Source organism: Pseudomonas sp. NPDC086566 (assembly GCF_050280885.1).
GTDB lineage: Bacteria > Pseudomonadota > Gammaproteobacteria > Pseudomonadales > Pseudomonadaceae > Aquipseudomonas > Aquipseudomonas vlassakiae.
The window spans coordinates 380,680-407,528 of the sequence record NZ_JBNNWD010000006.1 but is presented as its reverse complement, the minus strand read 5'-3'; the positions used below and the strand labels follow the sequence as shown (position 1 = coordinate 407,528).

The window sequence follows — 26,849 nt, the reverse complement described above, 5'->3', positions numbered from 1 at the left end:
CTGGATCAATCGTTGCTTTTGCAACAAATGGGCATTGAACGGGCAACGAATTGGCCTTCGGGCCGGAATCCCTGCGATCGAACAGAACAATTCCAAGACGCCGCACTCGACTACCGTGGGGGCAGTGGGCGACGGGGCCACAAGCCCAGACGCCGGATTATCTGAAGAGGAAGCACCATGTTCGGAATAGAAGCCTTAGAGCTCGCCCGAATGCAGTTTGCCTTTACCGTGTCGTTCCACATCCTGTTCCCGGCCATCACCATTGGCCTGGCGAGCTACCTGGCGGTTCTCGAAGGCCTCTGGCTGCGGACCGACAAGCAGGTCTACCGTGATCTCTATCACTTCTGGTCGAAGATCTTCGCTGTCAACTTCGGCATGGGCGTGGTCTCCGGGTTGGTCATGGCCTACCAGTTCGGCACCAACTGGAGCCGCTTCTCGGAATTCGCAGGTTCAGTAACCGGCCCCTTGCTGACTTATGAAGTGCTGACGGCATTCTTCCTCGAGGCAGGCTTTCTGGGCGTCATGCTGTTCGGCTGGAACCGTGTCGGGCGTGGCCTGCATTTCTTTTCCACGTGCATGGTGGCGCTGGGCACGCTGGTGTCGACCTTCTGGATCCTTGCCTCGAACAGCTGGATGCACACCCCGCAGGGCCACGCGATCGTCGATGGCAGGGTTGTGCCGATGGACTGGTTCGCGATTGTCTTCAACCCATCATTCCCCTTCCGCCTGATGCACATGGCCACGGCTGCGTTCGTCGCCACGGCCTTTTTCGTCGGTGCCTCGGCGGCCTGGCACTTGCTGCGTGGGAGGGACAACCCTGCCGTGCGCAAGATGTTGTCGATGGCCATGTGGATGGCCCTGATCGTAGCGCCGGTGCAGGCGGTGATCGGCGACTTCCATGGCCTGAACACGCTCAAGCACCAGCCGGTCAAGATTGCAGCCATCGAGGGCCACTGGGAAAACCAACCGGGTGAGCCGACCCCGCTGATCCTGTTCGGTATTCCCGACATGAAAACCGAAACCACTCATTTCAAGATCGAGATCCCGGTGCTCGGCAGCCTGATTCTGACCCATAGCCTGGACAAGCAAGTCCCTGCGATGAAGGAATTCCCTGCCGAGGACAGGCCCAATTCGACCATTATCTTCTGGTCGTTCAGGGTCATGGTCGCCATGGGCCTGTTGATGATTGCCGCAGGGCTTTGGAGCCTGCTGTTGCGCAGGGGGGGCAAGCTCTACAGCTCACGCCCGTTCCTGCATTTCGTGATGTGGATGGGGCCCTCCGGCCTGCTGGCCATCCTGGCAGGCTGGATCACTACCGAGGTGGGGCGCCAGCCGTGGGTGGTCTACGGCCTGATGCGCACTGCCGACGGTGTTTCCAACCACAGCTACGCCCAGCTCGGGTTTACCTTGATCGCGTTCGTAGTGGTGTATTTCGCGCTGTTCGGTACAGGCTTCGCCTACATGATGCGTTTGGTCCGCAAAGGGCCTCATACCGGCGAAGGCGACGATCAGCGGCCGGGTGGCCCTGGCCAGAAACGTACCCCGGCGCGGCCGTTGTCGGCCGCCGACGAGGGCAGCGATGCCGTCTCCGCCAACCTGAGCAAGGGGAACTGAGCCATGGGTATCGACCTTTCGCTGATCTGGGCCGTGATCATCATCTTTGGCGTCATGATGTACGTGGTGATGGACGGCTTCGATCTGGGGATCGGCATGCTTTTCCCCTTCGTCAAGGGCGAGCGTGACCGTGACGTGATGATGAATACCGTTGCCCCCGTGTGGGACGGCAACGAAACCTGGCTGGTGCTGGGCGGTGCCGGTTTGTTCGGGGCGTTCCCGATGGCCTATGCGGTGGTGCTCGAGGCGCTGTACTTGCCACTGATCCTGATGCTGATCGGCTTGATCTTCCGCGGTGTGGCGTTCGAGTTTCGCTTCAAGGCGACGGCCGAGAAGCGTCATATCTGGGACAAGGCGTTCATCGGCGGCTCGCTGGTCGCGACGTTCTTCCAGGGCGTGGCCCTGGGAGCCTTCCTCGAAGGCTTCAAGGTGGTCGACCGGCATTTCGCCGGTGGCACCCTCGACTGGCTGACACCGTTCAGCCTGTTCTGCGGCCTTGGCTTGATCGTCGCCTACACCCTGCTGGGCTGTACCTGGCTGATCATGAAGACCGAGGGCGATCTGCAAACGCGAATGCACGACCTCGCACGGCCTCTGGCGCTGGTGCTGCTGGCGGTGATCGGCATCGTCAGCCTGTGGACCCCGATCGCGTATCCACAGATTGCCGACCGCTGGTTCAGCATGCCCAACCTGTTCTGGTTCATGCCGGTGCCGTTGCTGGTGCTGGTGACCTTTTACGGCCTGCTCAAGGCGGTGGCGCGCAATGCGCACTACACGCCATTCCTGCTGACCCTGGTGTTGATCTTCCTGGGTTACAGCGGGCTGGGCATCAGCCTGTGGCCGAACATCATCCCGCCGTCGATCTCGATCTGGGATGCCGCCGCGCCACCGCAGAGCCAAGGTTTCATGCTGGTGGGCACGCTGTTCATCCTGCCGTTCATCCTCATGTATACCTTCTGGAGCTACTACGTGTTCCGCGGCAAGGTGACCCATGAAGACGGCTATCACTAGGAGGGCCGCATGATGACCGGTAAACATGGCCTGGAAGAGAAGAAACCTCTGTGGCAGCGGCTGGGCTGGCTGGTGCTGATCTGGGCAATGAGCGTGGCTGCGCTGGGCGTGGCCGCCTGGGTGATGCGGCTGTTCATGGGGGCCGCAGGCCTGACTACCCATTGAGTGCAGGGGGCGCGCCAGGCGCCCCTGCTTTTATTTGCGCGCCTTGAGGACCACGAACTTCGGTGTCGCAGCGACTTGCTCGACGCCGCGGAACAACCGCGCCAGCTTGCTGTGATAGCCCAGATGGCGGTTGCCTACGATGTACAGCGCGCCGCCCACCACCAGCGCCTCGCGCGCCTGCTGGAACATGCGCCAGGCGAGGAAGTCACCGACAACCTGCTGCTGGTGGAAGGGTGGGTTGCACAGCACTACATCCAGCGATTGTTTTTCAACGCCCGCCAGGCCGTCCCCCGGCATGATCGTGACTGGCCGCTCACCCAAAGCAGCCTGCCAGTTCTCCAGCGCCGACTGCACTGCCATGTACGACTCATCGACCAGGGTGTACTGCGCATCAGGATTTGCCAGCGCGCTGGCAATCGCCAGCACGCCGTTACCGCAGCCCAGGTCGGCTACGCGGGCGTTGCCCAGGCCACGGGGCAGGTGGGGCAGGAAGGCGCGTGTGCCGATATCCAGGCCCTCGCGGCAGAACACATTGGCATGGTTGAGCAGTTCCAGTGCCGGTTTGTCGAGCGTGTAGCGGGTCGGGTAGGGCGAGGTCGCGGTAGGGCGCCCGGCGACCGTGGCGGTCAACAGGCGGGCCTTTTTCTGCGCCAGTGAAGCCTGTACCGGGCCGATGTACTTTTCCAACAGGTCACCGGCCGCCCGCGGCAGGTGCTTGATCATGGCACCGGCAATCACCTGGGCGCCGGGTGCCAGGTGGCCTTGCAGGCGGATCAGTTGTTCTTCAAGCAGTGCGAGGGTTTTCGGCACGCGCACCAGCACGCGGTCGAACGGGCCTTGCCAGTGCTCGCTGGCCGGCACGAAGGGTACGCTGTCGAACGCCTTGCCATTGCGCGCCAGGTTTTTCTCCAGGGCCATGTGCGCCAAGTGCGAGTCGCCGCTGCTGACCACCTGCAGATGGTCGACCAGGCTGGCCGCCAGGGCGCCGAAGCTGTCGTTGAGCACCAGTACCCGGCTGCCAACGTCCAGGCCCTGGGCATGCAGCTGCTCGAGCAGGTATTCATCAGCGGCATCGAAGGCCTGCAGCGGGTCGTTGGCCTGGTCCGGCTGGCGGATCAGGTCGAGTTCGGCGTAGGGGGTGGTCAACAGGGGCATGGCGTCTGGCTCGGGTACGGATCTGCCCATGGCAGTCCGCCACGAGCTTTGGTACGCGATTCTACAGGGCTTTGTCCGAGGCCGCAGGCCTGGCTACTGTTCGATCAGGCCGCGCATCATGGCGATAGCGATGGCACCGGCCTTGTTGGCAGCGTTGGTCTTGGTGATCACGCTGCGGATATGGAAGTTCACCGTACTCTGCGACAGCGACAGGATGCAGGCTACGTCGGCGGCGGTTTTGCCGGCGGCCGACCACTTGAGCACTTCGATTTCGCGCTCGCTCATCTTCAGCGGGGCGCTGAGCTTGGCCAGGTGATATTCGCTGATGATTGCGTGCAGGGTGTGGCACAGCCACTGCACCTTGCAGGATTTGTCGTACAGCTCGGTAATGTTAACTTCTTTGCTAGGCCTGCAGATGCTGACCTGGCTCTCGTTATGCTGAAGGTCGTGCAAGGATTGCGTCCAGCCATGGCGTAGCCCGTGTGCGCAAGCTTGCTCGCGGAAGTCGGGTACTTCGCAGTACAGCTCGTCGGACCACATCACCGGCATGGTCGAGGTGTGGCTTCGGATCGCCGCTGCGTCCCGTTTGTAGAAGTCGTCACGCTGGTAGCGCTCGATCCACGCGATTGGATAGTTACTGTAGAGGTACAGCCGTGGCGATTGTGCTGCCAGTTGAATGCGAATTTTCAGCCCAAGAAACGCCATGTCCAGGTCTTGCGCCAGGTGCACAGCGAGGTCGAAAACCTTTTGCGGTGTGCTTTCGCTGATCAGCTGATGGAGATGCTCATGATTCCATTGAAGCATCTGTCACACTCCGTTGGATGTTGTTTGTCCATACCGTATGCATACCGGAAGGATTGTAGGAAAAGTCCGACTGATGTGTTGGGTTTTTTTGTTATAGAAGCCGCATTTTTCATCAGCGTTGACGCGATCCCCTGTTGTGCCCTTACATTCCGGCGGTTTTTATCAAGGCCGCTTTGCGCGACACTGGGCGCACGCCTTACACGGAGCCCGACATGACCGCCAGTGCCGAGAAATTTACCCGCCAGACCCTGCTCGACGTCCAGCCGCTGACGCCGAACCTGTTCAGCCTGAGGGTTACACGCGATCCTGGGTTTCGCTTCCGCGCTGGCCAGTTTGCCCGGCTGGGCGTAACCAAGGCCGATGGCAGCGTGGTCTGGCGTGCCTATTCGATGGTCAGTGCCCCCCATGACGAATACCTCGACTTCTTTTCAATCGTGGTGCCGGGTGGCGAATTCACCAGCGAACTGAGCCGCCTGGGCCAGGGCGATACCTTGTTGATCGACCGTCAGGCGTTCGGCTTCCTGACCCTTGATCGCTTCGTCGGTGGCCGAGACCTGTGGTTGCTGGCGACCGGCACCGGCATCGCGCCGTTCATGTCGATCCTGCAGGACTTCGAAGCCTGGGAACGCTTCGACAACATCAAGCTGGTGTATTCGGTGCGCGAGGCGAAAGAGCTGGCCTATGTAGACGACATCGCCGGGCTGGAGCAGCGTGACTACCTAGCCGAATTCGAAGGCAAGCTGCAGTTCATTCCGGTGGTGACCCGTGAGCAGCACCCAGGGGCATTGAATGCGCGCATCACCACGCTGATCGAAAATGGCGAGCTGGAAAAGGCGGCGGGGCTTGAGCTGTCGCCCGAGCATTCGCGGATAATGCTGTGCGGCAACCCGGACATGATCGACGAGACACGCAAGGTGCTCAAGGCGCGTGAGCTGCAACTGAGCCTGAGCAAGCGGCCGGGGCAGGTGGCGGTGGAGAACTACTGGTAATGCAAAGGGGCCGCAAATGCGGCCCCAGCTGTTTCACGGCAACCGGTTCTGGTTCTGTGCCTTGAGCAGGTCGCGAATCTCGGTCAGCAAGGTTTCCTGCGGCGTCGGTACCGGCGGGGCGCTTGGTGCCGCAGCTTCTTCTCGCTTGAGCTTGTTGATCGCCTTCACGCCCATGAAGATGGCGAAGGCGACAATGATGAAGTCGATCACGGTCTGGATGAACTTGCCATACGCCAGCACCACCGCCGGCACATCCCCTTGGGCAGCCTTCAGGGTGATCGCCAGATCGCTGAAGTCGACGCCGCCGATCAGCAGCCCCAGTGGTGGCATGACCACATCCCCGACGAATGAGGAGACGATCTTGCCAAAGGCCGCGCCGATGATGATACCGACCGCCATGTCGACGACATTACCTTTGACCGCGAAGGCCTTGAACTCACTGAGCATGCCCATGTTTGATTCCTTGTAACAAATGGTGAGGTTAACGCAGTGTAAGCCACTTGAACGCTTCATGCGCTGGCTTCAGGGGTAGTGACTGCGGTTAGAACGAATAGTTTTGTCGCATCTCGACGGGTCCGAGACACGTCGGCCTCGGCTATCATGGCGATTTTTTCCAGGAGACCCTGCCCATGGCCAAGGCCAAGCGCTTGTATGGCTGCACCGAGTGCGGCGCGACCTTCCCCAAATGGGCCGGCCAATGCGCCGACTGCGGGGCCTGGAACACCCTGGTCGAAACCATGATCGAGAGCGGCGGCGCGGCGGCGCCCAGCGGCCGCGCGGGTTGGACCGGGCAGCAGGCGCAGATCAAGACCCTGGCCGAAGTCAGTGTCGAAGAGATCCCGCGTTTCACCACCAGCAGCACGGAACTCGACCGCGTGCTCGGCGGTGGCCTGGTCGATGGCTCGGTAGTATTGATCGGCGGTGATCCGGGGATCGGCAAGTCGACCATTCTCCTGCAGACCTTGTGCAATATCGCCGTGGGCCTGCCTGCGTTGTACGTCACGGGTGAAGAGTCGCAGCAGCAGGTGGCCATGCGCTCGCGGCGCCTGGGCCTGCCCCAGGACCAGCTCAAGGTAATGACCGAGACCTGCATCGAAACCATCATCGCCACCGCCCGGGTGGAAAAACCCCGGGTCATGGTGATCGACTCGATCCAGACCATCTTCACCGAGCAGTTGCAGTCCGCCCCGGGCGGCGTGGCCCAGGTGCGTGAGAGCACGGCGTTGCTGGTGCGTTATGCCAAGCAGAGCGGTACGGCGATCTTCCTGGTGGGCCATGTCACCAAGGAAGGCTCGCTGGCCGGGCCCCGGGTGCTGGAGCACATGGTCGATACCGTGCTGTATTTCGAGGGTGAGTCCGACGGCCGCCTGCGCCTGTTGCGGGCCGTGAAGAACCGTTTCGGCGCGGTCAACGAACTGGGCGTGTTCGGCATGACCGACCGTGGCCTGAAAGAGGTGTCCAACCCGTCGGCAATTTTCCTCAACCGTACCCAGGAAGAAGTGCCCGGCAGTGTGGTAATGGCGACCTGGGAAGGTACCCGGCCGATGCTGGTCGAGGTGCAGGCGCTGGTCGATGACAGCCACCTGGCCAACCCACGGCGGGTCACCCTGGGCCTGGACCAGAACCGCCTGGCCATGCTGCTGGCGGTTCTGCATCGGCACGGGGGTATTCCCACCCACGACCAGGACGTGTTCCTCAACGTGGTCGGTGGCGTGAAGGTGCTGGAAACGGCTTCGGACCTGGCGTTGCTCGCAGCGGTGATGTCCAGCCTGCGCAACCGGCCGCTGGCCCATGGGTTGCTGGTGTTCGGTGAGATCGGCTTGTCGGGTGAGGTGCGGCCGGTGCCCAGTGGCCAGGAACGCCTGAAAGAGGCGGCCAAGCATGGCTTCAAGCGCGCCATCGTGCCCAAGGGTAATGCGCCGAAGGAGCCGCCTGCGGGGTTGCAGGTGATTGCCGTGACCCGTCTGGAGCAGGCGCTGGATGCCTTGTTCGAGTAATTTTTAACCTGCACTGGCCCCTTCGCGGGCACAGGCAAATGAAAAAGGGGAGCCGACGATGCGCATCGGCTCCCCCCACCTCACCGCTCAGTCAGCGATCAATGTTCGGCAACTGCGCTGCGCCGGGGCGCCTGGTTACCGTGCTCGTCGAGCTCCATCACGGGCACTTCGTTGTCGTCGGCATCGAACAGCTTGCCATCCTTGAAGTAGTCACCATCGCGCAGGCACGAGATGTCCGAGTACTGGATGGTGCGCTCGTAGGCCGCGGCGAATACCGACTGGTTCTCCGAGTTGCCCGTCTGGAAGTGGTTGAACAGCAGGTTCAGCAGGATCGCCATGATTGCCGCCGAGCTGATCCCCGAGTGGAAGATGGTCTCGAACCAGTTCGGGAAGTTGTGGTAGAAGGTCGGCGCGGCGATCGGGATCATGCCGAAGCCCAGCGACGCGGCGACGATGATCAGGTTGACGTTGTTCTTGTAGTTGACCTTCGACAGCGTGCGGATGCCGCTGGCGGCCACGGTGCCGAACAGCACGATGCCCGCACCACCCAGCACCGGCGTCGGTACGGCGGCAATCACCCGGCCCATCACCGGCAACAGGCCGAGTACCACCAGGATCACGCCACCGGTAGCTACCACGTAGCGGCTCTTGACCCCGGTCACGGCCACCAGGCCGACGTTCTGGGCAAAGGCGCTCTGGGTGAAGGAGCCAAAGATCGGCGCCAGGATGCTCGACGCCATGTCGGCGCGCAGGCCGTTGCCCAGGCGCTTGGAGTCGACCTTGGTGTCGATGATTTCGCCCACGGCGAGGATGTCGGCCGAGGTTTCCACCAGGGTCACCATGATCACGATGCACATCGACAGGATCGCCGCGATGTGGAACTCCGGCATCCCGAAGTGGAACGGAGTGGGGAAGGCGAACATCGGCCCTTGGCTGACCTTGCTGAAGTCGGTCATGCCCAGCGCCCAGGCGATCAGCGTGCCAATCACCATGGCCAGCAGAATCGACAGCCGCGAAATGGTTGCGCTGCCAAGTTTGCTCAGTACCAGGACGATGGCGAAGGTCAGTGCAGCCAGGCTGATGTTGGCCACGCTGCCGAACTCCGGCGATGCGCTGTTGCCGCCCATCACCCAGCGCGCGGCAACCGGCATCAACGTCAGGCCGATGGTAGTGATGACGATACCGGTCACCAGCGGTGGGAAGAACTTGGTGATGCGCGAGAACACTGGGGTGATCAGAAAGCCGATCACCGAAGCCGCCATGACCGCGCCGAGCACACCCGGCAGGCCACCACCGCCCTCACTGCTGAGGATGGCGCCCATGGTCGCGACGCCAGCGAATGAAACGCCCTGCACCAATGGCAGCTGGCAACCGAAGAACGGGATACCCAGCGTTTGCAGCAGGGTCGCCAGGCCACCGGCAAACAGCGAAGCGGCGATCAGCATGCCGATCTCGGCACCGTTGAGGCCGGCTGCCTGACCCAGGATCAGGGGTACCGCGACGATCCCGCCATACATGGTCAGCACATGCTGCAGACCATAAGCCAGGTTGGCACCCAGCCCGAGGTTTTCGTCCTCGGGGCGCTGGGCGGGAGACGTGCTAGGGGACGTAGTCATGGAGCAGGCTCTCTGTTTATTGTTGTGCCGCTACTGTAGACATTTCCTACAAAGTATTGCTACATGAATTGTATACAATATTTTGATCGGAGCGCGAACAGCGGGGCTTGCAATGTGTGCAAAACCTCAATGCAGAAGGCGTACCAAGTTATGCAATGCGGTGCTAGAGAGGTGTGTACAAAGCACTGCTACCCAGGCAGAAAGCTGTCTGGGTAGACAAGAAACAGAAGATGGGAAGGCTGTTAGTCAGCTAACAGATTGTATTCTTCGATCAGTTCGCGCAGCTCACGCATCATTTCGGTGCTATCGGCCAGGTTCAATTCCACAAGACGGTGCAAATGGCTCATCGACTCGACGTCGATGTACAAGCAGACGAAGCCCAGGCGGGCGGGTTCCTCATGACGCAATTCAACTTGCATCTGCACGCGCACTCCACGGTCCAGGTGGATGATCGCATCGAAATCCTGGCTCAGGTCTGCGTCCCACTGCTGCGGGCGCTCGACCAGCATGCCCTTGAGCGACACATCCAACAGTTTTACCGGCCAGCGGCGGTCGCCCTGGCGCAGCTCGGTGGGGGCATCGAAGTCGATGCGCTGGAAGCGGCGGCGTTCGTCGTGGTCGCTCATGAACAGGCCCTCGGGTGACATCCTGACTATAGTTAGTTGGAGACGTGCATCAGGTACCGCAATCTGGCCGCAGAGGCTCTAGACCAAAGCAAGTGTGGCAATGCGCGATGACACGCCCTAGACTCGATGGGCGGTCTTTTCCAATCCACCAGCTGGAAGCAAACCATGAACAACAATAATAGCCTGCTACGCCACATTCCGTGGCTGGCGCTGGCAGTCATAGGAGCCTGCGCGCTGGGTGTGGTTGCCCTGCGTCGCGGCGAGGCGATCAATGCCTTGTGGATCGTGGTCGCGGCGGTGGCCATCTACCTGGTCGCCTACCGTTACTACAGCCTGTTCATCGCCACCAAGGTGATGCAACTCGACCCTCGCCGGGCCACCCCCGCGGTGCTCAACAACGACGGTCTGGACTACGTTCCCACCAACAAGCACATTCTTTTCGGCCACCACTTCGCTGCCATCGCTGGTGCCGGCCCCTTGGTCGGCCCGGTCCTCGCCGCGCAGATGGGCTACCTGCCCGGTACGCTGTGGCTGATCGCCGGCGTTGTGCTGGCCGGTGCGGTGCAGGACTTCATGGTCCTGTTCCTCTCCACTCGCCGCAACGGCCGCTCGCTGGGCGACATGGTGCGCGAGGAGATGGGCCGCATCCCGGGTACCATCGCCCTGTTCGGCTGCTTCCTGATCATGATCATCATCCTCGCGGTGCTGGCACTGATCGTGGTCAAGGCGCTGGCCGAAAGCCCATGGGGCATGTTCACGGTAATGGCGACCATTCCGATCGCGATGTTCATGGGCGTGTACATGCGCTACATCCGCCCGGGCCGCATCGGCGAGATCTCGATAGTTGGTGTGGTGCTGCTGCTGGCGTCGATCTGGCTGGGGGGCCAGATTGCTGCCGACCCAGTCTGGGGCCCGGCGTTCACCTTCACTGGCGTACAGATCACCTGGATGCTGGTCGGCTACGGCTTCGTTGCCGCTGTGCTGCCGGTATGGCTGGTACTGGCGCCGCGTGATTACCTGTCGACCTTCCTCAAGATCGGTACCATCATTGCCCTGGCCATCGGCATCCTGGTGACCATGCCCGAGCTGAAAATGCCGGCGCTGACCCAGTTCACCGACGGCACCGGCCCGGTGTGGAAGGGCACCCTGTTCCCGTTCCTGTTCATCACCATCGCCTGCGGCGCGGTGTCTGGCTTCCATGCGCTGATTTCCTCGGGGACCACGCCCAAGCTGCTGGACAACGAAGCCAACGCCCGTTACATCGGCTACGGCGGCATGCTGATGGAATCGTTCGTCGCGATCATGGCCATGGTTGCCGCCTCGGTGATCGAACCGGGCGTGTACTTCGCCATGAACAGCCCCGCCGCCGTGGTGGGCGCCGATGCAGTTTCGGTGGCGCAAACGGTCAGCAGCTGGGGCTTCCTGATTACCCCTGAGCAGCTCGAAGCGGTAGCCCGCGACATCGGCGAGCACACCGTACTTGCCCGTGCCGGTGGCGCACCGACCCTGGCGGTGGGCATCGCGCAGATCCTGCACCAGGTGTTGCCGGGTGAAAACACCATGGCCTTCTGGTACCACTTCGCGATCCTGTTCGAGGCGCTGTTCATCCTTACCGCAGTGGACGCTGGCACCCGTGCCGGTCGCTTCATGCTGCAAGACCTGCTGGGCAGCTTCGTGCCGGCCCTCAAGCGCACCGAGTCGTGGACTGCCAACCTGATCGGCACCGCCGGCTGCGTGGCGCTGTGGGGCTACCTGCTGTATCAGGGCGTGATCGACCCATTGGGCGGCATCAACACCCTGTGGCCGCTGTTCGGTATTTCCAACCAGATGCTGGCCGGTATCGCGCTGATGCTGGGCACCGTGGTGCTGATCAAGATGAAGCGCGAGCGCTATATCTGGGTCACCCTGGTGCCGGCTGCCTGGCTGCTGATCTGCACCACTGCAGCGGGCCTGATCAAGCTGTTCGACCCGAACCCGGCGGTCGGTTTCCTGGCCCTGGCCAAGAAGTACAGCACGGCACTGGACGCTGGCCAGGTATTGGCGCCGGCCAAGAACATCGACCAGATGCAGCACGTGATCTTCAACGCCTACACCAACGCCGGCCTGACCATTCTGTTCCTGCTGGTGGTGTTCAGCGTGCTGTTCTTCGCCGTCAAGGTCGGCTACGCCGCCCTCGGCCGCAAAGAACGCACCGACAAGGAAACCCCGTTCCAGGCCCTGCCTGACGCTTGAGAGGACTGCAGTGATGTTCAACGACCTGGGTCGACTGGGTAAATACCTGGGGCAGGCAGCCCGCCTGATGGTCGGCATGCCCGACTACGACAACTACGTCGAGCACATGCGCAGCAAGCACCCGGACAAACCGGTGATGACCTACGAGGCGTTCTTCCGCGAACGCCAGGAAGCACGTTACGGTGGCAAGTCCGGGCCCAAGTGCTGTTGAACCTACAACGCGCGTGAACCTGTGGGAGGCCGGGCAACCGGCCTCCCACAATCATTTTCAGCTTCAGGAGATTTTTGCGTGCAGACGCCAATTCCCGTAACTGTCCTCACCGGCTTCCTCGGTGCCGGCAAGACCACGCTGCTCAAGCATATGCTCAAGGCCGAACACGGCCTGAAGATCGCCGTGATCGAGAACGAGTTCAGCGAGGCCGGTATCGACAGCCAGTTGCTGGGCGACGAGCCGGTTCAGGTGATGACCCTGGCCAACGGCTGCGTGTGCTGCAGCATCCATGGCGACCTGACTCGTGCCCTGTACCTGCTGCTCGAACGCCTGGATGCCGGCGAGATCGCCTTCGACCGCCTGGTGATCGAGTGCACCGGGCTGGCCGACCCGGCACCGGTGGCGCAGACATTCTTTATCGACGAAGAACTGCGCGATCGCTATATCCTCGATGGCATCATCACTCTGGTCGATGCTGCCCATGCCGAGGTGCACCTGACTCAGACCATCGCCCAGGCCCAGGTCGGTTTTGCCGACCGCCTGCTGCTGAGCAAGACCGACCTGGTCGAGCCTGCTGCGGTGCAGGCCCTGCGTGAGCGCCTGGCGCGGATCAACGGCCGGGCGGCAATCCGAGTGGTCGAGCATGGCCGCATCGACCTCGCCGAGCTGCTCGATGTACGCGGCTTCAACCTGAATCCGGACCTGGGCGCCAACCTCCAGCCCAGCCTGCGCCCGGTGCTCAAACCGGCCACGCCGGACCGGATTTCCACCCTGGTGCTGCGCACCGAGACCGCGCTGGACATCGACCGCCTCAGCGATTTCATGAACGAACTGCTGGAAGAGCACGGCAAGCAGTTGCTGCGCTACAAGGGCGTGCTGAACATTGCCGGTGAAGACCGTCGACTGGTGTTCCAGGGCGTGCTCAAGCTCTACGGTTTCGACTGGGATGCCGAATGGGCAGCAGACGAGCGCCGCGAGAGCGTCATGGTGTTCATCGCCGATGAACTGCCCGAAGCTAAGATTCGGGCTGGGTTCGAGGCGCTGGCTGCGGGCTGAGCTGGCGCGGCGGCTGGGCCTCGAACCACTGCGGCCAGGAGCTGCGGTGGCGTGTCTCGACTTCGATGCACGGGATCAGTCGCTCAGTAAGCACGGCGGTTTGCCCCACGGCCTTGGCGGTGCGGTACTTGACGCTGTGGATGCACTCGCGGTCGCCAAATTCGCAGCGGTTCAGCGTCGTGCCACCGCAAGGGCCGTTGGCCAGGCCCTTGGGGCAGGTTTCCGGGCAGGTGTAGAGGGTGTCCTCCAGGCGGCAGCGGCCGCAGGTGTCGCAGCCTGTCAGCGGGCGTTTGACCGCCCGTTCAAGCCCGTGCAGCACTCTTGCCCCACGCGGGCTTGCCCAGAGTGGCTGGCGTACGGCCCAACCGAATGCCTTGCTGAGCCAGTTGGCACGGCTGAACAGCAGCGAATGGGCGCCGTGCAGCAGGTGATAGCGGGCTTTCTCCTTGGCTGAGGCCATGACGATCGACTCGCCCTGGCGCCAATTGTCCTGTGGCGGATGGAACGCGACGATGGGAAGGCCCGGCATCTGCCAGCTGTCGGCCCAGGCCGGCGCCCAGTGGTCCAATGAATGGATCTCTGCCTGCCAGTGTTCCAGGTGCGCCTCGAGTGCCAACAGCTGCTTGAGTTCGTGGATGCCCGACAGGTGCACGCCGGCATAGCCCATCAGCTTCACGCCGATGATCTGCAAGGCCAGGCGATCGACACTGCGCGCCAAGGCAAAGGCCGTGGACACCTTGCTTTCGGCTTCGAGCAGGTTGCGCATCGAGGGGGTGACGGTAACGCCCGCCACCTGCTCGAGCATGGTCGCGCGGCCGTGGGTCAGGCTCATGAGGCAGGCAAGCATCGGTTTCGGCGCCGCCTGGCGCTGCATCCAGTGCATGGCTTCCTGGTGCTTGCTGGCATCGAAGCCCAGTTGCAGGGTGAGGAAATCGGCGCCGGCGGCGAGCTTTTTCTCCGCCTTGAAGTACTGTGCGCCGCCTTCTTCCTCGTGGTACTTGAACGGGTTCAGTGCCGCCCCGAGCAGCCAGTTCGGGCAAGCCTGGCGCGCAATCAGCAAGGCCGCGACTGATTCCAGGTAGCGCACTGGGCGTTGACCGGGTTGGTGCCCGGGCAGGCGGTCGCCCGTGAGTAACAACAGCTGATCGAGGCCAGCGGCGTCCATGCGCTGCAGCTGAGCCAACAGATGATGGCGCTCGCGGTCCTTGCCTGAAAAGTGCGGCAAGGCGGGGAGTGGGGTGTTGAACGAGGCGAGGGCGTCCAGGGGGGACATGTCCAGCGAGCTGCCTACGCGGTCGCCGATGGCGATGGTCATCGGCCAGCCACACAACTGCCCGCGGGCCATGATCGCCTCCATCGCGGCGAAGCGTTCCGCCGAGGGCTTGGGCACGAATTCCATTACGCAGACGAATTGGTTTTCGCGCAGCGCGGCTTTAAGCAGGCTCATGGCTCAAGGGCACCTGGAGTATTCAGGTGGGCATTGTGCGGCAGGTTGTCGCCAGGACTCATGTCTGAATGCGTAGGGTGCTGCTCTGAACGAGACATTCAGGATCGTCGGCATCATGAGTAATTCTTGAGTTCGTCACAAATTTAATGAGTTTGTCTCAAGAAGCCGCTAGCTAGAAAATTCCCTCATTCATTTCAGCATTCTGAGGGACAAGACATGGCATTGGCGCATAACCTGGGGTTCCCCCGCATCGGCCGCGACCGCGAGCTGAAAAAGGCCCAGGAAGCCTTCTGGAGGGGGGAGCTCGACGAAGCTGGCCTGCGTGCCGTCGGCAGTCAGCTGCGCGCTGCCCACTGGCAGTTGCAGAAGGACGCCGGGATCGAGGTACTGCCGGTTGGCGACTTTGCCTGGTACGACCAGGTACTGACCCATTCGCTGACCTTCGGCGTGATCCCCGAGCGCTTCCGCGGCCAGGATGGCGCCGAGCCGACCCTGCAAACCCTGTTCGCCATGGCCCGTGGCGTCAGCGACAGTTGCTGCGGCGCCCACGCCCAGGAAATGACCAAATGGTTCGACACCAATTATCACTACCTGGTCCCCGAGTTTGTCGCAGACCAGCAGTTCACCCTGAGCTGGGAGCAGTTGTTCGAGGAAGTCGAAGAAGCCAAGGCGCTGGGCCATGTCGTCAAGCCGGTGGTCATCGGCCCGCTGACCTACTTGTGGCTGGGCAAGACCAAAGGGGCCACATTCGACAAGCTCGCACTGCTCGACCGCCTGCTGCCATTGTATGACCAGATCCTCAACCGCCTGGCTGGCCAAGGCGTGGAATGGGTGCAGATCGATGAGCCGATCCTGGCGCTGGATCTGCCACAGGACTGGAAAAATGCCTACGAGCGCGTCTACAACATCCTCCAGCGTGCACCGCTGAAGAAACTGGTTGCCACCTACTTCGGTGGCCTTGAAGACAACCTTGGCCTCGCGGCCAACCTGCCAGTCGATGGCCTGCACATCGACCTGGTGCGCGCCCCTGAGCAGTTCCCGACCATTCTTGATCGCCTGCCGGCCTACAAGGTGCTGTCGCTGGGTGTGGTCAACGGCCGCAATGTCTGGCGTTGCGATCTGGAAAAGGCACTGGATGTCCTGCGTCAGGCCCATGACCGCCTGGGTGAGCGTCTTTGGCTAGCGCCTTCCTGTTCGCTGCTGCACAGCCCGGTAGACCTGGACCGTGAAGACCAGCTCGACAGCGAGTTGAAGAGCTGGCTGGCGTTCGCGGTGCAGAAGTGCCAGGAAGTTGCGCTGCTGGCCAAGGCCATCAACGTCCCGCAGGCCCCTGATGTCGAAGCCGCCCTGCAGCGCAACCAAGCCATCGAGGCTGGCCGGGCGGCTTCGCCGCGTATACATAAATCGGTTGTGAAGGAGCGCCTTGCGGCCATCAAGCCTGCCGATAGCCAGCGCAAGTCAGCGTTCGAACAGCGTATTGCCAGGCAGCGCGCCTGCTTTGACCTACCTGCATTCCCGACCACCACCATTGGCTCGTTCCCGCAGACCTCGGCCATTCGCCTGGCGCGCCAGGCCTACAAGCAAGGCAAGCTGACCGAAGCCGATTACATCGAGGCCATGCAGAGCGAGATCCGCCACGCGGTGCAGATCCAGGAAAACCTCGGCCTGGACGTGCTGGTGCACGGCGAGGCCGAGCGCAACGACATGGTCGAGTACTTTGCTGAACAGCTCGACGGCTACGCCTTCACCCGTTTCGGCTGGGTGCAGAGCTACGGTTCGCGGTGCGTGAAACCGGCGCTGATCTATGGTGACCTGAGCCGACCGAAAGCCATGACCGTGGGCTGGATCCGCTATGCCCAGGGCCTGACCAGCAAAGTCATGAAGGGCATGCTGACCGGCCCGGTGACCATGCTGATGTGGTCGTTCCCGCGTGAGGACGTAAGCCGTGAGGTGCAGGCGCGGCAGCTGGCACTGGCGATTCGCGACGAAGTGCTCGACCTGGAAGCTGCCGGTATCAAGGTCGTGCAGATCGATGAAGCCGCCTTCCGCGAAGGCCTGCCACTGCGCCGCAGCGCCTGGCCGGCTTATCTCGAATGGGCGACCGAGGCCTTCCGCCTGTGTGCTTCGGGAGTACGAGACGAAACCCAGATCCACACGCACATGTGCTACAGCGAGTTCAACGACGTGATCGAGTCGATTGCTGCGATGGATGCCGATGTGATCACCATTGAAACCTCGCGTTCGGATATGGAATTGCTGGAAGCATTCGAGCGCTTCGACTATCCGAACGAGATTGGCCCAGGGGTCTATGACATCCACTCGCCACGCGTACCGAGCCGGGAAGAGATGGTGAGGTTACTGCGCAAAGCGGCCCAGCGGATTCCCGCAGAGCGGTTGTGGGTAAACCCGGATTGCGGGTTGAAGACCCGTGGCTGGCCCGAGACCGAGGCGGCCCTGGTGAACATGGTGGCGGCTGCGCGCGAGTTACGCGCTACAGCCTGACTCCTGGGGGATCAGTTCCGGCCCTTTCGCGGGCGTGCCCGCGAAGAGGCGGCCTGATCAATCTTGAATCAGCGCTCGATCGCCAGTGCGACCCCTTGGCCACCACCAATGCACAAGGTGGCCAGCCCTTTCCTGGCATCACGCTTGATCATTTCATGCAGCAGGGTCACCAGCACCCGGCATCCGGACGCACCGATCGGATGCCCCAGGGCAATCGCCCCGCCGTTGACGTTGACCTTGCTCGCATCCCACTCCAGCGCCTTGCCCACCGCCAGTGCCTGCGCGGCAAACGCCTCGTTGGCTTCGATCAGGTCAAGGTCGGCCAGCTGCCAGCCAGCCTTGTCGAGGCAGCGCTGGGTTGCCGACACCGGGCCGATGCCCATGATCGCCGGGTCCACGCCCGCGCTGGCATAACTGGCAATCTTCGCCAGTATCGGCAGCCCCAGGGCCTGGGCCTTGCTGGCGCTCATCATCAGCACCGCGGCGGCGCCGTCGTTGAGGCTGGACGCGTTGCCGGCGGTGACGCTGCCGTCCTTCTTGAAAGCCGGGCGCAGCTTGGCCAGCGAATCGGCAGTGGTGTCCGGACGGGGTTGTTCGTCACGGTCGAAGACTTTCGGCTCGCCTTTTTTCTGCGGCATCACTATCGGCGTGATCTCGTCCTTGAAGCGGCCTGCTTCAATCGCCGCCACGGCCTTGCGTTGCGATTCGGCGGCGAAGGCGTCCTGCTGCTCACGGCTCAGGCCATATTTTTCCACCAGGTTCTCGGCGGTGATGCCCATGTGGTAGTCGTTGAAGGCATCCCACAGGCCGTCGCTGATCATGCTGTCGATCAACTGGCCATGGCCCATGCGCTGGCCGGTGCGTGCCGATGGCATTACGTACGGGGCCAGGCTCATGTTCTCCTGGCCGCCGGCAATCACCACCTCGGCGTCACCGCAACGGATTGCCTGAGCGGCCAGGTGCAGTGCCTTGAGGCCCGAGCCGCAGACCTTGTTCAGGGTCAGCGCCGGCACGCTGTAGGGCAGGCCGGCCTTGATCGCTGCCTGGCGCGCCGGGTTCTGCCCGGCACCGGCGGTAAGCACCTGGCCGAGGATCACTTCATCGACCTGGGCCGGGTCCAGCCGGGTCTGCTCCAGCAGCTGCTTGATCACGGCAGCACCGAGGTCGACGGCCGGCACGCTGGCCAGGGCACCCTGGAAGCTGCCGATGGCGGTACGGGTTGCGGCGACGATGACCACGTCGTTCATGTTGTTGTTCTCCGGGCAATGGGCGTAGTGCTGCCAGCATCTGCCGGTTTGGTTGATTTGTTAAGTTTGTTTTTCTTTGTGATTGATGTGAAAAGCCAATCAATGAGGGTGCAGACGATCCGCGGTTTTGCATCCCCCTGATCAGCCCGTAATATGTGTCGGATAACCTGCGGGGGTAGTCTCACCCTCTGATCAATCGGAATTGCCCCTACGGCGATTCCCCGGCATACACTGACGAGGTACAGACATTGGCCATCATTCATCCTAAGGTTCGCGGTTTCATCTGCACCACGACTCACCCGAAGGGCTGCGAGCTCAACGTCCGTGACCAGATCGAAGCCACCCGCAAGCTGGGCGTGCGCGAGGATGGCCCGAAGAAGGTCCTGGTCATCGGCGCTTCCAGCGGCTATGGCCTGGCAGCCCGCATCACCGCGGCCTTCGGTTTCAAGGCCGACACCCTGGGCGTGTTCTTCGAAAAACCAGGTACCGAGACCAAGGCCGGTACCGCCGGCTGGTACAACGCCGCTGCCTTCGACAAGTTCGCCAAGGCCGAAGGCCTGTACAGCAAGTCGATCAATGGCGACGCCTTCTCCGATGAAGCCCGTGCCAAGGTCATCGAGCTGATCAAGAACGAAATGGGTGGCAAGGTCGACCTGGTCATCTATTCGCTGGCTTCGCCCGTGCGCAAGCTGCCGCAGACCGGTGAACTAATCCGTTCCGCGCTGAAGCCGATCGGCCAGCCGTACAAGTCGACCGCCATCGACACCAACAAGGACACCATCATCGAGGCCAGCATCGAGCCGGCCACCGAGCAGGAAATCGCCGACACCGTCACCGTCATGGGCGGCCAGGACTGGCAGCTGTGGATCGACGCCCTGGCCGGCGCTGAGGTGCTGGCCGAAGGTGCGCGCACTGTGGCCTTCAGCTACATCGGCACCGAAATCACCTGGCCGATCTACTGGCACGGCGCCTTGGGCCAGGCCAAACAGGACCTGGACGAAACCGCGCTGCGCCTGGACAAGAAGCTGGCCGCTGAAGTGAAGGGCGGTGCCAATGTCGCCGTGCTGAAGTCGGTGGTCACCCAGGCCAGCTCGGCCATCCCGGTGATGCCGCTGTACCTGTCCATGGTCTTCAAGATCATGCAGGAAAAGGGTGTGCACGAAGGCACCCAGGACCAGCTGGACCGCATGTTCCGCGACCGCATGTACCGCGCTGATGGCGCCCCGGCTGAAGTGGACGAAAAAGCCCGTCTGCGCCTGGACGACTGGGAACTGCGCGACGACGTACAGGACGCGTGCAAGGCCATGTGGCCACAGGTCACTACCGAGAACCTGTTCGAACTGACCGACTACGCCGGTTACAAGAAGCAGTTCCTCAACCTGTTCGGCTTCGAGCGGGCTGACGTCAACTACGACGAAGACGTGGCCACCGATGTGAAGTTCGACTGCATCGAGCTGTAAGTTGATGTAAAAGATGGGGGCCGATACAGGCCCCCATTTTTTTTGCTAGTTTTGGCGCACAACAACAGGAAGTGCGCCATGAGCAGCCTCACCCAACCCGCCACTGCCTTTCGCCAGGCCACGGCCGACGGCTATAGCCTCGGCGGCTTTTGCTGGCGCCATGCCCAGGCAGATGCCCAGCGCCCGCTGGTGATCATCAACGCGGCCACCTCGGTGCGCTGCCACTATTATTCGCGCTTTGCCGACTACCTGTTCGCTCATGGCTGCGATGTACTGACCTACGACTATCGCGGTATCGGCGAATCACGCCCACCCTCATTGCGCGGCTTCCAGGCTAACTGGAGCGATTGGGGCAGGCTGGACTTCGAAGCCATGCTGGCGCACGCCGCCGAGCATTTTCCCGGCCAGCCGGTGGATGTGGTGGGCCACAGTTTCGGGGGGTGCGCCGTGGGCCTGGCACCGTCGGCGGGGCAGGTGCGGCGGGTGGTGATGGTCGGCGCGCAGTTTGCCTACTGGCGCGACTATGCGGCCGACCAGCGCTGGCGGCTGTTCGGCAAATGGCATGTGGTGATGCCGTTGCTGACCCGTGCCTTCGGCTATTTCCCCGGCAAACGCCTGGGCTGGCTGGAAGACACCCCGGCCGGTGTCGTGCATGACTGGACCACGCGCACACCGCGTTATGAACAGCGCCCGAGCGGTCGCGGCCTGGCGATGCTGCCTTTTGCCCAGGTGCAGGCCGCAACCCTGGCCATCAGCCTCACGGACGATCCGTTCGGCACGGTGGCGGCGACCGAGCGTTTGCTAGGGTATCTGCCCCCTGCGCAGCGGCGGCATTTGCGTATCGCGCCTGTGGATATCGCGGTCAGCGGGATTGGCCATTTCGCGTTCTTCCATGACCGGTTTCGCGAAAGTCTCTGGCCGATAGCGTTGCAGTGGTTGCAGGAGGGCAGGCTGCCGGACGGAGTGCCAGGGACGCTCATTCATTGAATGCTGGGGCCGCAAAGGGCCCCGGCAACCTCAAGCCTTGCGCGAAAGCGGCTGCGCGGCGAACTTCACGCCAGCCAGGCCATGTTTCATCAGCGCACGGATGTTGCCATGGTCACTGCCCTCGGGCGTGGCCAGCACGTCGCGGTAGTGCTCGCCAAAGGCCAGCAGCGCTTCCTGGTCGCTCAGGCCTTCCAGCAGGGCCAGGCCCAGGGTCTTGCAGGAACCTTCGTTCTGCCCAGCCGCATTCTCCACGCCACCGTTATTGAAGGCCTGGGGCTGGTAGCTGTAATTGTCGGCGATGAACGCCAAGGTATCGGCGAAGATGTGTTGGCCGCTGGCCAGGCTGCTGCGCAGGGTGTTCAGGTCAGTCACGAGGTTTTCCTTGTTCAAACGCCGCTTGCTGCTCGGCGCTGGCTTCTTTCTGGTATTGGGCTTTCCACTCGGCGTAGGGCATGCCGTACACCGCTTCACGGGCATCATCCAGGCTGATGTCGACCTGGCGCTCGTCAGCGGCGGCCTTGTACCACTTGGACAGGCAGTTGCGGCAGAAGCCGGAGAGGTTCATCAGGTCGATGTTCTGCACGTCGGTGCGTTTCTGCAGGTGTTCGACCAGGCGCCGGAACGCGGCGGCTTCGAGTTCGAGCTGTTGTTGCTCAGTCATGGCAGTCTCTCAGATCATGCGGTTCTTCAGATGGCGGCCACCGTTGATGACCACCTGGCTGCCGGTGCTGTACTGGCTGGCGAGCAGGTATTTCACCGTCTCGATCAGTGGCCCGGCGCCGGGTTCGAATTCCAGCAGGGCCTTTTTCAAGGTCTGCTGGCGGTAGGCCTCGTCACCGCCTTCCTTGAGGATCAGCAGGCCCGGCAAAATACCGTTGACGTGCACCTTGGGCGCGTATTTTTCGGCGAACGACAACACCATGTTCTGCAGCGCGGCCTTGGTCGCCGCGTAGCCAATGTGGCCCTTGCTGCCGCGTGAGGAGGTCTCGTCGCAGATGTGGATGATATCGGCCTTGTCGACCTTGTTCAGCAATTCGCCGAGCGCCAGGTTGAGGTGGTACGGCGCTTCGACGTGCAGGCGGAACATGGTCTCGAGGTTGTCGAGGCCATCGTCGAGCCACAGCGAGGCGTTGTGAATGATTGCACGCAGGCCGTCGTAGTTGCGCTGCAGGTGGTCGATCAACGCTTCACGGTCGGCTCTGACGCAGAGGTCGGCCTGGAGCTGCACGATGTTCGGATGCGCGGACTGCGCCTGGAGGCTGCGGCTGGCACTGACTACCGTATGGCCGGCTTGAGCCAGGTCAAGGGCCAGGGCCAGCCCGACGCGCTGGCTGGCGCCGGTGACGAGAATAGGGCTGTTCATGTGCGGGCGGTCAACTTGTCTGTCCTGTCGTTGCTGCCCAGCATACCCGAACTGTCTGCTCTTGTATGACCTCTGCTCAGCGGCTGCGCAGCCCTGGGCTGGCGGTTGGCGTGGCGTGCAGCCAGTTGGCCAGCAGGCGGGTGGACAACGGGATGAAGAGATAGACCATGACGGGTGTCAGCGCCAGCGTGCTGAGCATCACCCGGGGTACCAGCTCGAACGTAGCGAGCCAATGCCCGAACAGTGCATTGAACAGCAGCGAGACCGGGAAGAAGGCCAGCCAGATGGCCACGGCCTGCTTCCAGCGCGGTGGTTTTTGCACCATGCTGGTGCCAAACCAGTCATCAATGCCGGTGACGCGCCTCTCTTTGGGGCGTTCGAACAGGCCGTTACCCCGAGCCAGCCAGGCCCGGCGCGAGGCGGAATGCTCCCAGGCGTGCAGGGTGGGCTCGTCGCTGAAGCGGAATATGATCTGGAATTCATCGCTGTCGCGGGGCGGGGCGAGGATGCCCGAGCCGAGGTAGCCGGGGAAGTCGGTGGCCAGTTGCTCGCCTTCGTGCAGCCAGGCCAGCAGGTCCTGGTAGCGGCCATGGGCGGCGCGGCGCGACACCATCAAGGTGACGGGTGGGGTAGACATCGTGTATCTCCTGGCGACGGGGCTGGCGGGTAGCCGGCCCCTGACTGCGTGGCCCGGGGTGGTGGGCGACGTCTATCTGCATGCAAGAATCGGGCACGCGGCGGCATCCTGGTGACAGACTGCCTTGGCCATTGATCGCAAACGGTTGCTGGCTTGCAGCACCTGATGTCGTAGTAGAATGGCCGTTCAACTTCCGCACACAGGTCACTCCAGTGCAGATGAACAAACAGGGACGTAGCTCGGCTATCGAGGCAGGCCTGCAACACCAGGACCTGTTCCCCATCCGTGAGGTTTCCCGCCTGACCGGCGTCAACGCCGTGACCCTGCGTGCCTGGGAGCGCCGTTATGGGCTGATCCAGCCGACACGTACCGAAAGTGGTCACCGGCTGTATTCCCAGGCAGATATCGAACAGGTCCGGAACATCCTGGGTTGGCTCGAACGTGGCGTGGCGGTCAGCAAGGTCGGCGGCATTCTTGCTCGCGGCCAGGCCGTCGCCCAGGCCGTGGTATCGCCTGACAGCAGGGCACAGTGGCAGGCTCAGGTACGCCAGGCGGTGAATCGCTTCGACGCGTCAAGCCTGGATCTGCTGTTCGATCAGGTGTTCGCGGCAATCGCTCTGGACCAGGTGTTCAGCGATGTATTCCTGCCCGTCTGGCATGACCTGGCGGCGGGGCAGGGGGCGTTCGGCCAGGCCAGCGAGTGGCTGTTCCTCGACCAGTTCCTGCGTGGCCGGGTGTTCTCCCGTTTGCAGCTCTCCCGTCAGCCGCGGGCGCGCCATGTGCTGCTGGCTCCCCTTCCGGGGCTGTGTCACGAACTGGAACTGCTGGTGACCGGCTTGCTGCTGGGCTGCGAGGACATTGGCGTGAGCCTGCTCATGCCCGGCCAGTCGCTGGACGAACTGCCGCTGGTCTGTGAGCGCCTGCGGCCCGATGCGCTAGTGCTGTTCGCCAACCACGCGCCGACCGTCGAATTGAACAAGCGCCTGCGGCGCCTGGCAGCAGGCCTGGAATGCCCATTGCTGCTAGCCGGTGAGGCGTCCGAGAACGCTCAGGACAGCCTGGCGGGCAGCCCGGTTGCATGCCTCGGTGCGGAAAGTCAGCTGATGCGGCGCCGCTTGCAACAGTATCTGGCAGGTCAGCTCGATACCTGATCGTGCAGTTCTGGATGGGCCTGGCGATGGGCCTGCAGGATGTACTCGCGCAGTCGGTCGATTTCTTCGGCCGCGCTGCGGCTGAGGTCGTAGGCCGCCAGGTCCGGGCCGATACGTCGGCGCAGCCTGCCATGCAGGCTGATCGGGCTGGTGCCATCCGGGGCGAAATGCAGATCGAAACGCGAAGGGGCTTTGGCCGGTCCACGCACCTCGAGCAACGCACCCTTGAATGAAATGTCCCTGACCAGCAGGCCACTGGCCTTGCCCTGGGCATCCAGCAGGGCGCTGGGCTGCTCCATCGTCAGGCGCCAGGGGCGCAGTGTGGGGCCGTCGTCTTCGTAGATTTCCGGTGAGCCGATCTGCAGGTGAACGGCATGGAACTCGTCTTCCACCAGTTGCAGCGGGAAGCTGATCTGCTGGTTGTTGAACTGCGCCTGCAGGGTCACCTGCTCGTTGGCCACCAGGCGGGCGAGCAGTGACTGGATCTGGCGGTCGCCATTGACCAGCAGGCTCGACATTGAGTCGGCCAGGTTCAATTGCGGGGAATGCTGCATGTCCTGGATGAAATCCAGTTCGTCCTGGGTCAGGAGCGCTTCTGCTTGCATGATCGAACTCGATGATGACGATTTCTTCAACGGGAATTGACCATGTTCACAGCGCTTGGTTCAGGCGCGTTCGTCGGAATTCCGACGAGCGTGCAGTTCGGCCAGTTCGCGCTCGAGTTCGACTTGCCGGCTGACGTCCTTCTGGATACCGATGAAATAGGTGCGCTGATCGCCAGCATGCCTCACCGGGGTGATCGACAGCTCGTTCCAGAATGCACTGCCATCCTTGCGGTAGTTGCGCAGTACTTCACGGCAGGGACGGCCTTCGGCCAATGCCTTGCGAATGCGGGCTCGGCCCAGTTGATCGCGATCATCGGCCTGCAGGAAGCGGCAATCCTGATAGAGGATTTCATCCCGGCCGTAGCCGGTCAGGCGTTCGAAGGCCGCGTTCACGTAGATTAGGATGGTGTCGTCGCCTTCCTGTTCGGCGACCACGATCCCGTCGTTGGATGCTTCGACCATCGATTGCAGCAGCTGCGCGTTGATCATGTCCGGACCATTGGGGCAATGAAGGGGACTTGGATGGAGGCCGCCTTTTGCCGGCGCCGAATGCTAGTATCCTACGTTTTCACTCAGTTTCGGAATCCTCTTCCTGATGAAAGTCGCCATTATTTCCGGTTCGGTGTACGGCACCGCCGAAGAAGTCGCCCGCCATGCCGAGTCGTTGCTCAAGGCTGCCGGCCTTGAAGCCTGGCATGCTGCGCGTGCCACCCAGCAGGATCTTGAGGGCTTTGGCCCGCAAGCGTTGCTCGCGGTGACTTCGACCACCGGCATGGGGGAACTGCCAGATAACCTGATGCCGCTGTTCAGCAGCATTCGCGACACCCTGCCTGCGGCCTGGCGTGGGCTGCCGGGCGCGGTGATTGCCCTGGGCGATTCGAGCTATGGCGACACCTATTGCGGCGGTGGCGAGCAGATGCGTGAGCTGTTCGCCGAACTGGGGGTACGGGAAGTGCTGCCGATGCTGAAGCTTGATGCCAGCGAGACCGTGACTCCAGAGGCCGATGCCGAGCCTTGGCTGGCAGCGCTTGCTCAAGCACTGAAAGCCTGAGGTATTTCTACAGCTGGTACTGGCCTGCTCATGCTTTCTCCCTCAGCAACGCGAGCCAGGCCTGCGCCGCACGCGACAGGTAGGCTCCGCGCCGCCAGATGAAAGCGATATCCCAGCGTAGATCCGCCGGCGCCTCGAGCGGCAAGCGCACCACCCCAGGGCGCTCCAGCGCTTTTGCCACCACTCGGGGCAGCAGCACCACGCCCTGGCCGGCCGCGACCAGCGCCACGAGGAAATCCGCCTGGCCGCTGCGGCCCCCTTCCTTCGGGGTGAAGCCTTGCTGCTGACAAGCCCTGAGCAAGCGGTCGTTGAGCACGAAGCTGCGCTGGTACAGCAGAAACGGCGTATCCGCCAACTGCTTCAAGCTCAACGGGCCCAGCCCGGCAAGCCCATGCCCGGCCGGCAGCAGGGCATCCAGCGGTTCATTGCAGAACGGCTGGTATTCGAACGCCGGGTCGCTCGGGGTGAGGCTGCCGCCCAGCTCCAGTTCGCCACTCTTGACTGCCTGTTCGACGCTACGGCTGCCGCCCTCAAGCAGCTGAATGGCGATGTTCGGATGGCGCCTGCGGTATTCGGCGAACAACCCGGCGAACAAGGTATCGCTGCCCAGCATCGGCAAGCCCAGGCGCAACTCGCCGCGGGCCATGTGGCTGAGGTCGTCCAGCTCACTGAGCAGCTCCTGACGCTGGCGCAGCAGCGCTTCGCCGCGCTCCAGCACGATGCGCCCGGCTGCCGTCAGATGCAGCTGCGAGGCCTGGCGCTCAAGCAGCGGTTGGCCCACATCTTGCTCCAGCTGAGCGACTTGCTTGCTCACGGCTGACTGGCTGATGTGCAGGGTCTGCGCGGCTTGGGTAAAGCCGCCGCGATGGATGACTTCGATGAAGCTGCGCAGCTGTTTGAATTCCATGGTCGCAATTCCATTG

Annotated in this window: 27 protein-coding genes; 13 read left to right on the top strand and 14 right to left on the bottom strand. The window is 62.6% G+C overall.

Going from position 1 to position 26,849, the window contains the following annotated elements:
• Positions 1–177: 177 nt before the first annotated feature.
• The 3 genes from ACQKPS_RS16755 to ACQKPS_RS16745 are packed head-to-tail and all read left to right on the top strand — an operon-like array spanning position 178 to position 2,790.
• Positions 178–1,614, top strand: a complete 1,437-nt coding sequence (locus ACQKPS_RS16755) for a cytochrome ubiquinol oxidase subunit I (protein WP_254481443.1) — start codon at positions 178–180, stop codon at positions 1,612–1,614.
• 3 nt (positions 1,615–1,617) lie between these two features.
• Positions 1,618–2,625 carry a cytochrome d ubiquinol oxidase subunit II gene (gene cydB, locus ACQKPS_RS16750; protein ID WP_186601184.1) on the top strand — a complete coding sequence of 336 codons (1,008 nt, stop codon included), beginning with the start codon at positions 1,618–1,620 and terminating at the stop codon, positions 2,623–2,625.
• Between the two features lie 9 nt (positions 2,626–2,634).
• A complete protein-coding gene (locus ACQKPS_RS16745; protein WP_016489104.1) occupies positions 2,635–2,790 on the top strand; it encodes a DUF2474 domain-containing protein in 156 nt (51 codons plus the stop codon).
• Positions 2,791–2,820: 30 nt separating this feature from the next.
• On the opposite strand, the gene ACQKPS_RS16740 is transcribed toward ACQKPS_RS16745, so the two are convergent.
• A complete protein-coding gene (locus ACQKPS_RS16740; protein ID WP_427604969.1) occupies positions 2,821–3,945 on the bottom strand; it encodes a methyltransferase in 1,125 nt (374 codons plus the stop codon).
• 93 nt (positions 3,946–4,038) lie between these two features.
• A complete protein-coding gene (locus ACQKPS_RS16735; protein ID WP_254481441.1) occupies positions 4,039–4,749 on the bottom strand; it encodes an autoinducer binding domain-containing protein in 711 nt (236 codons plus the stop codon).
• 212 nt (positions 4,750–4,961) lie between these two features.
• Between ACQKPS_RS16735 and ACQKPS_RS16730 the strand changes: the two genes are divergently transcribed.
• On the top strand, positions 4,962–5,738 hold the full coding sequence (locus tag ACQKPS_RS16730; RefSeq protein WP_176507689.1) for a ferredoxin--NADP reductase: 777 nt from the start codon (positions 4,962–4,964) through the stop codon (positions 5,736–5,738).
• Positions 5,739–5,771: 33 nt separating this feature from the next.
• Here ACQKPS_RS16730 and mscL read toward each other — a convergent pair whose 3' ends face one another.
• Positions 5,772–6,191, bottom strand: coding sequence for a large-conductance mechanosensitive channel protein MscL (gene mscL, locus ACQKPS_RS16725; protein ID WP_176507690.1), 420 nt, complete (start codon positions 6,189–6,191; stop codon positions 5,772–5,774).
• 176 nt (positions 6,192–6,367) lie between these two features.
• Here mscL and radA point away from each other — a divergent pair, with 176 nt between their 5' ends.
• Positions 6,368–7,735, top strand: a complete 1,368-nt coding sequence (gene radA, locus ACQKPS_RS16720) for a DNA repair protein RadA (RefSeq protein WP_060485566.1) — start codon at positions 6,368–6,370, stop codon at positions 7,733–7,735.
• Between the two features lie 98 nt (positions 7,736–7,833).
• Here radA and ACQKPS_RS16715 read toward each other — a convergent pair whose 3' ends face one another.
• Both ACQKPS_RS16715 and ACQKPS_RS16710 read right to left on the bottom strand, forming a co-directional pair.
• Positions 7,834–9,351 (bottom strand): nucleobase:cation symporter-2 family protein, encoded by a 1,518-nt coding sequence (locus ACQKPS_RS16715; RefSeq protein ID WP_254481438.1) that lies wholly within the window; start codon positions 9,349–9,351, stop codon positions 7,834–7,836.
• A 242-nt stretch (positions 9,352–9,593) separates the two neighbouring features.
• Positions 9,594–9,977: a PilZ domain-containing protein gene (locus ACQKPS_RS16710; protein ID WP_283724809.1), complete on the bottom strand. Its 384-nt coding sequence runs from the start codon at positions 9,975–9,977 to the stop codon at positions 9,594–9,596.
• Positions 9,978–10,142: 165 nt separating this feature from the next.
• Between ACQKPS_RS16710 and ACQKPS_RS16705 the strand changes: the two genes are divergently transcribed.
• From ACQKPS_RS16705 to yjiA, 3 genes are all read left to right on the top strand, one after another.
• Entirely contained in the window at positions 10,143–12,209 is a 2,067-nt protein-coding gene (locus ACQKPS_RS16705; protein ID WP_254481436.1) for a carbon starvation CstA family protein, read from the top strand.
• A 13-nt stretch (positions 12,210–12,222) separates the two neighbouring features.
• Entirely contained in the window at positions 12,223–12,420 is a 198-nt protein-coding gene (locus ACQKPS_RS16700) for a YbdD/YjiX family protein (protein ID WP_283724808.1), read from the top strand.
• A gap of 78 nt (positions 12,421–12,498) precedes the next feature.
• Positions 12,499–13,476: a GTPase gene (gene yjiA, locus ACQKPS_RS16695; protein WP_254481434.1), complete on the top strand. Its 978-nt coding sequence runs from the start codon at positions 12,499–12,501 to the stop codon at positions 13,474–13,476.
• On the opposite strand, the gene ACQKPS_RS16690 is transcribed toward yjiA, so the two are convergent.
• Complete coding sequence (locus tag ACQKPS_RS16690) at positions 13,436–14,923, bottom strand: methylenetetrahydrofolate reductase C-terminal domain-containing protein (protein WP_254481433.1); 1,488 nt, start codon at positions 14,921–14,923, stop codon at positions 13,436–13,438. The genes yjiA and ACQKPS_RS16690 overlap by 41 nt on opposite strands.
• 216 nt (positions 14,924–15,139) lie before the next feature.
• Here ACQKPS_RS16690 and metE point away from each other — a divergent pair, with 216 nt between their 5' ends.
• A complete protein-coding gene (gene metE / locus ACQKPS_RS16685; RefSeq protein WP_427604932.1) occupies positions 15,140–17,425 on the top strand; it encodes a 5-methyltetrahydropteroyltriglutamate--homocysteine S-methyltransferase in 2,286 nt (761 codons plus the stop codon).
• Between the two features lie 68 nt (positions 17,426–17,493).
• Here metE and ACQKPS_RS16680 read toward each other — a convergent pair whose 3' ends face one another.
• Positions 17,494–18,672: an acetyl-CoA C-acetyltransferase gene (locus ACQKPS_RS16680; RefSeq protein ID WP_427604930.1), complete on the bottom strand. Its 1,179-nt coding sequence runs from the start codon at positions 18,670–18,672 to the stop codon at positions 17,494–17,496.
• Between the two features lie 248 nt (positions 18,673–18,920).
• On the opposite strand from ACQKPS_RS16680, the gene fabV reads away from it, so the two are divergent.
• Both fabV and ACQKPS_RS16670 read left to right on the top strand, forming a co-directional pair.
• Positions 18,921–20,132 (top strand): enoyl-ACP reductase FabV, encoded by a 1,212-nt coding sequence (fabV, locus tag ACQKPS_RS16675; protein ID WP_427604928.1) that lies wholly within the window; start codon positions 18,921–18,923, stop codon positions 20,130–20,132.
• A gap of 78 nt (positions 20,133–20,210) precedes the next feature.
• Positions 20,211–21,119 (top strand): alpha/beta hydrolase family protein, encoded by a 909-nt coding sequence (locus ACQKPS_RS16670; protein WP_427604926.1) that lies wholly within the window; start codon positions 20,211–20,213, stop codon positions 21,117–21,119.
• 30 nt (positions 21,120–21,149) lie between these two features.
• Here the strand turns inward: ACQKPS_RS16670 and ACQKPS_RS16665 are convergent, their stop codons facing one another.
• From ACQKPS_RS16665 to ACQKPS_RS16650, 4 genes are all read right to left on the bottom strand, one after another.
• Positions 21,150–21,491: a HopJ type III effector protein gene (locus ACQKPS_RS16665; RefSeq protein ID WP_254481428.1), complete on the bottom strand. Its 342-nt coding sequence runs from the start codon at positions 21,489–21,491 to the stop codon at positions 21,150–21,152.
• Positions 21,484–21,780, bottom strand: coding sequence for a DUF1244 domain-containing protein (locus tag ACQKPS_RS16660; protein ID WP_054884724.1), 297 nt, complete (start codon positions 21,778–21,780; stop codon positions 21,484–21,486). Before ACQKPS_RS16660 ends, ACQKPS_RS16665 begins: the two co-directional genes overlap by 8 nt.
• A gap of 9 nt (positions 21,781–21,789) precedes the next feature.
• A complete protein-coding gene (folM, locus tag ACQKPS_RS16655; RefSeq protein WP_427604923.1) occupies positions 21,790–22,482 on the bottom strand; it encodes a dihydromonapterin reductase in 693 nt (230 codons plus the stop codon).
• A 76-nt stretch (positions 22,483–22,558) separates the two neighbouring features.
• Complete coding sequence (locus ACQKPS_RS16650) at positions 22,559–23,119, bottom strand: antibiotic biosynthesis monooxygenase (protein WP_313201590.1); 561 nt, start codon at positions 23,117–23,119, stop codon at positions 22,559–22,561.
• Between the two features lie 218 nt (positions 23,120–23,337).
• Between ACQKPS_RS16650 and ACQKPS_RS16645 the strand changes: the two genes are divergently transcribed.
• Positions 23,338–24,270, top strand: coding sequence for a MerR family transcriptional regulator (locus ACQKPS_RS16645; protein WP_427604920.1), 933 nt, complete (start codon positions 23,338–23,340; stop codon positions 24,268–24,270).
• Here the strand turns inward: ACQKPS_RS16645 and ACQKPS_RS16640 are convergent.
• Together ACQKPS_RS16640 and ACQKPS_RS16635 are read right to left on the bottom strand one after the other, a co-directional pair.
• Entirely contained in the window at positions 24,255–24,875 is a 621-nt protein-coding gene (locus ACQKPS_RS16640; protein WP_427604918.1) for a PilZ domain-containing protein, read from the bottom strand. The genes ACQKPS_RS16645 and ACQKPS_RS16640 overlap by 16 nt on opposite strands.
• 60 nt (positions 24,876–24,935) lie before the next feature.
• Positions 24,936–25,364, bottom strand: a complete 429-nt coding sequence (locus ACQKPS_RS16635) for a PAS domain S-box protein (RefSeq protein ID WP_254481423.1) — start codon at positions 25,362–25,364, stop codon at positions 24,936–24,938.
• Between the two features lie 106 nt (positions 25,365–25,470).
• Here ACQKPS_RS16635 and ACQKPS_RS16630 point away from each other — a divergent pair, with 106 nt between their 5' ends.
• Positions 25,471–25,926 carry a flavodoxin gene (locus ACQKPS_RS16630; protein WP_283724800.1) on the top strand — a complete coding sequence of 152 codons (456 nt, stop codon included), beginning with the start codon at positions 25,471–25,473 and terminating at the stop codon, positions 25,924–25,926.
• Positions 25,927–25,954: 28 nt separating this feature from the next.
• Here the strand turns inward: ACQKPS_RS16630 and ACQKPS_RS16625 are convergent, their stop codons facing one another.
• Positions 25,955–26,833 (bottom strand): LysR family transcriptional regulator, encoded by an 879-nt coding sequence (locus ACQKPS_RS16625; RefSeq protein WP_254481421.1) that lies wholly within the window; start codon positions 26,831–26,833, stop codon positions 25,955–25,957.
• Positions 26,834–26,849 lie beyond the last annotated feature (16 nt).

Excerpts from the sequence above, each read along its gene's own strand:
- ACQKPS_RS16755 (WP_254481443.1), top strand. The coding sequence starts at position 178 with ATGTTCGGAATAGAAGCCTTAGAGCTCGCCCGAATGCAGTTTGCCTTT.
- cydB (WP_186601184.1), top strand. The coding sequence starts at position 1,618 with ATGGGTATCGACCTTTCGCTGATCTGGGCCGTGATCATCATCTTTGGC.
- ACQKPS_RS16745 (WP_016489104.1), top strand. The coding sequence starts at position 2,635 with ATGATGACCGGTAAACATGGCCTGGAAGAGAAGAAACCTCTGTGGCAG.
- ACQKPS_RS16740 (WP_427604969.1), bottom strand. The coding sequence starts at position 3,945 with ATGCCCCTGTTGACCACCCCCTACGCCGAACTCGACCTGATCCGCCAG.
- ACQKPS_RS16735 (WP_254481441.1), bottom strand. The coding sequence starts at position 4,749 with ATGCTTCAATGGAATCATGAGCATCTCCATCAGCTGATCAGCGAAAGC.
- ACQKPS_RS16730 (WP_176507689.1), top strand. The coding sequence starts at position 4,962 with ATGACCGCCAGTGCCGAGAAATTTACCCGCCAGACCCTGCTCGACGTC.
- mscL (WP_176507690.1), bottom strand. The coding sequence starts at position 6,191 with ATGGGCATGCTCAGTGAGTTCAAGGCCTTCGCGGTCAAAGGTAATGTC.
- radA (WP_060485566.1), top strand. The coding sequence starts at position 6,368 with ATGGCCAAGGCCAAGCGCTTGTATGGCTGCACCGAGTGCGGCGCGACC.
- ACQKPS_RS16715 (WP_254481438.1), bottom strand. The coding sequence starts at position 9,351 with ATGACTACGTCCCCTAGCACGTCTCCCGCCCAGCGCCCCGAGGACGAA.
- ACQKPS_RS16710 (WP_283724809.1), bottom strand. The coding sequence starts at position 9,977 with ATGAGCGACCACGACGAACGCCGCCGCTTCCAGCGCATCGACTTCGAT.
- ACQKPS_RS16705 (WP_254481436.1), top strand. The coding sequence starts at position 10,143 with ATGAACAACAATAATAGCCTGCTACGCCACATTCCGTGGCTGGCGCTG.
- ACQKPS_RS16700 (WP_283724808.1), top strand. The coding sequence starts at position 12,223 with ATGTTCAACGACCTGGGTCGACTGGGTAAATACCTGGGGCAGGCAGCC.
- ACQKPS_RS16690 (WP_254481433.1), bottom strand. The coding sequence starts at position 14,923 with ATGAGCCTGCTTAAAGCCGCGCTGCGCGAAAACCAATTCGTCTGCGTA.
- metE (WP_427604932.1), top strand. The coding sequence starts at position 15,140 with ATGGCATTGGCGCATAACCTGGGGTTCCCCCGCATCGGCCGCGACCGC.
- ACQKPS_RS16680 (WP_427604930.1), bottom strand. The coding sequence starts at position 18,672 with ATGAACGACGTGGTCATCGTCGCCGCAACCCGTACCGCCATCGGCAGC.
- ACQKPS_RS16670 (WP_427604926.1), top strand. The coding sequence starts at position 20,211 with ATGAGCAGCCTCACCCAACCCGCCACTGCCTTTCGCCAGGCCACGGCC.
- ACQKPS_RS16660 (WP_054884724.1), bottom strand. The coding sequence starts at position 21,780 with ATGACTGAGCAACAACAGCTCGAACTCGAAGCCGCCGCGTTCCGGCGC.
- folM (WP_427604923.1), bottom strand. The coding sequence starts at position 22,482 with ATGAACAGCCCTATTCTCGTCACCGGCGCCAGCCAGCGCGTCGGGCTG.
- ACQKPS_RS16650 (WP_313201590.1), bottom strand. The coding sequence starts at position 23,119 with ATGTCTACCCCACCCGTCACCTTGATGGTGTCGCGCCGCGCCGCCCAT.
- ACQKPS_RS16645 (WP_427604920.1), top strand. The coding sequence starts at position 23,338 with ATGAACAAACAGGGACGTAGCTCGGCTATCGAGGCAGGCCTGCAACAC.
- ACQKPS_RS16640 (WP_427604918.1), bottom strand. The coding sequence starts at position 24,875 with ATGCAAGCAGAAGCGCTCCTGACCCAGGACGAACTGGATTTCATCCAG.
- ACQKPS_RS16635 (WP_254481423.1), bottom strand. The coding sequence starts at position 25,364 with ATGATCAACGCGCAGCTGCTGCAATCGATGGTCGAAGCATCCAACGAC.
- ACQKPS_RS16630 (WP_283724800.1), top strand. The coding sequence starts at position 25,471 with ATGAAAGTCGCCATTATTTCCGGTTCGGTGTACGGCACCGCCGAAGAA.
- ACQKPS_RS16625 (WP_254481421.1), bottom strand. The coding sequence starts at position 26,833 with ATGGAATTCAAACAGCTGCGCAGCTTCATCGAAGTCATCCATCGCGGC.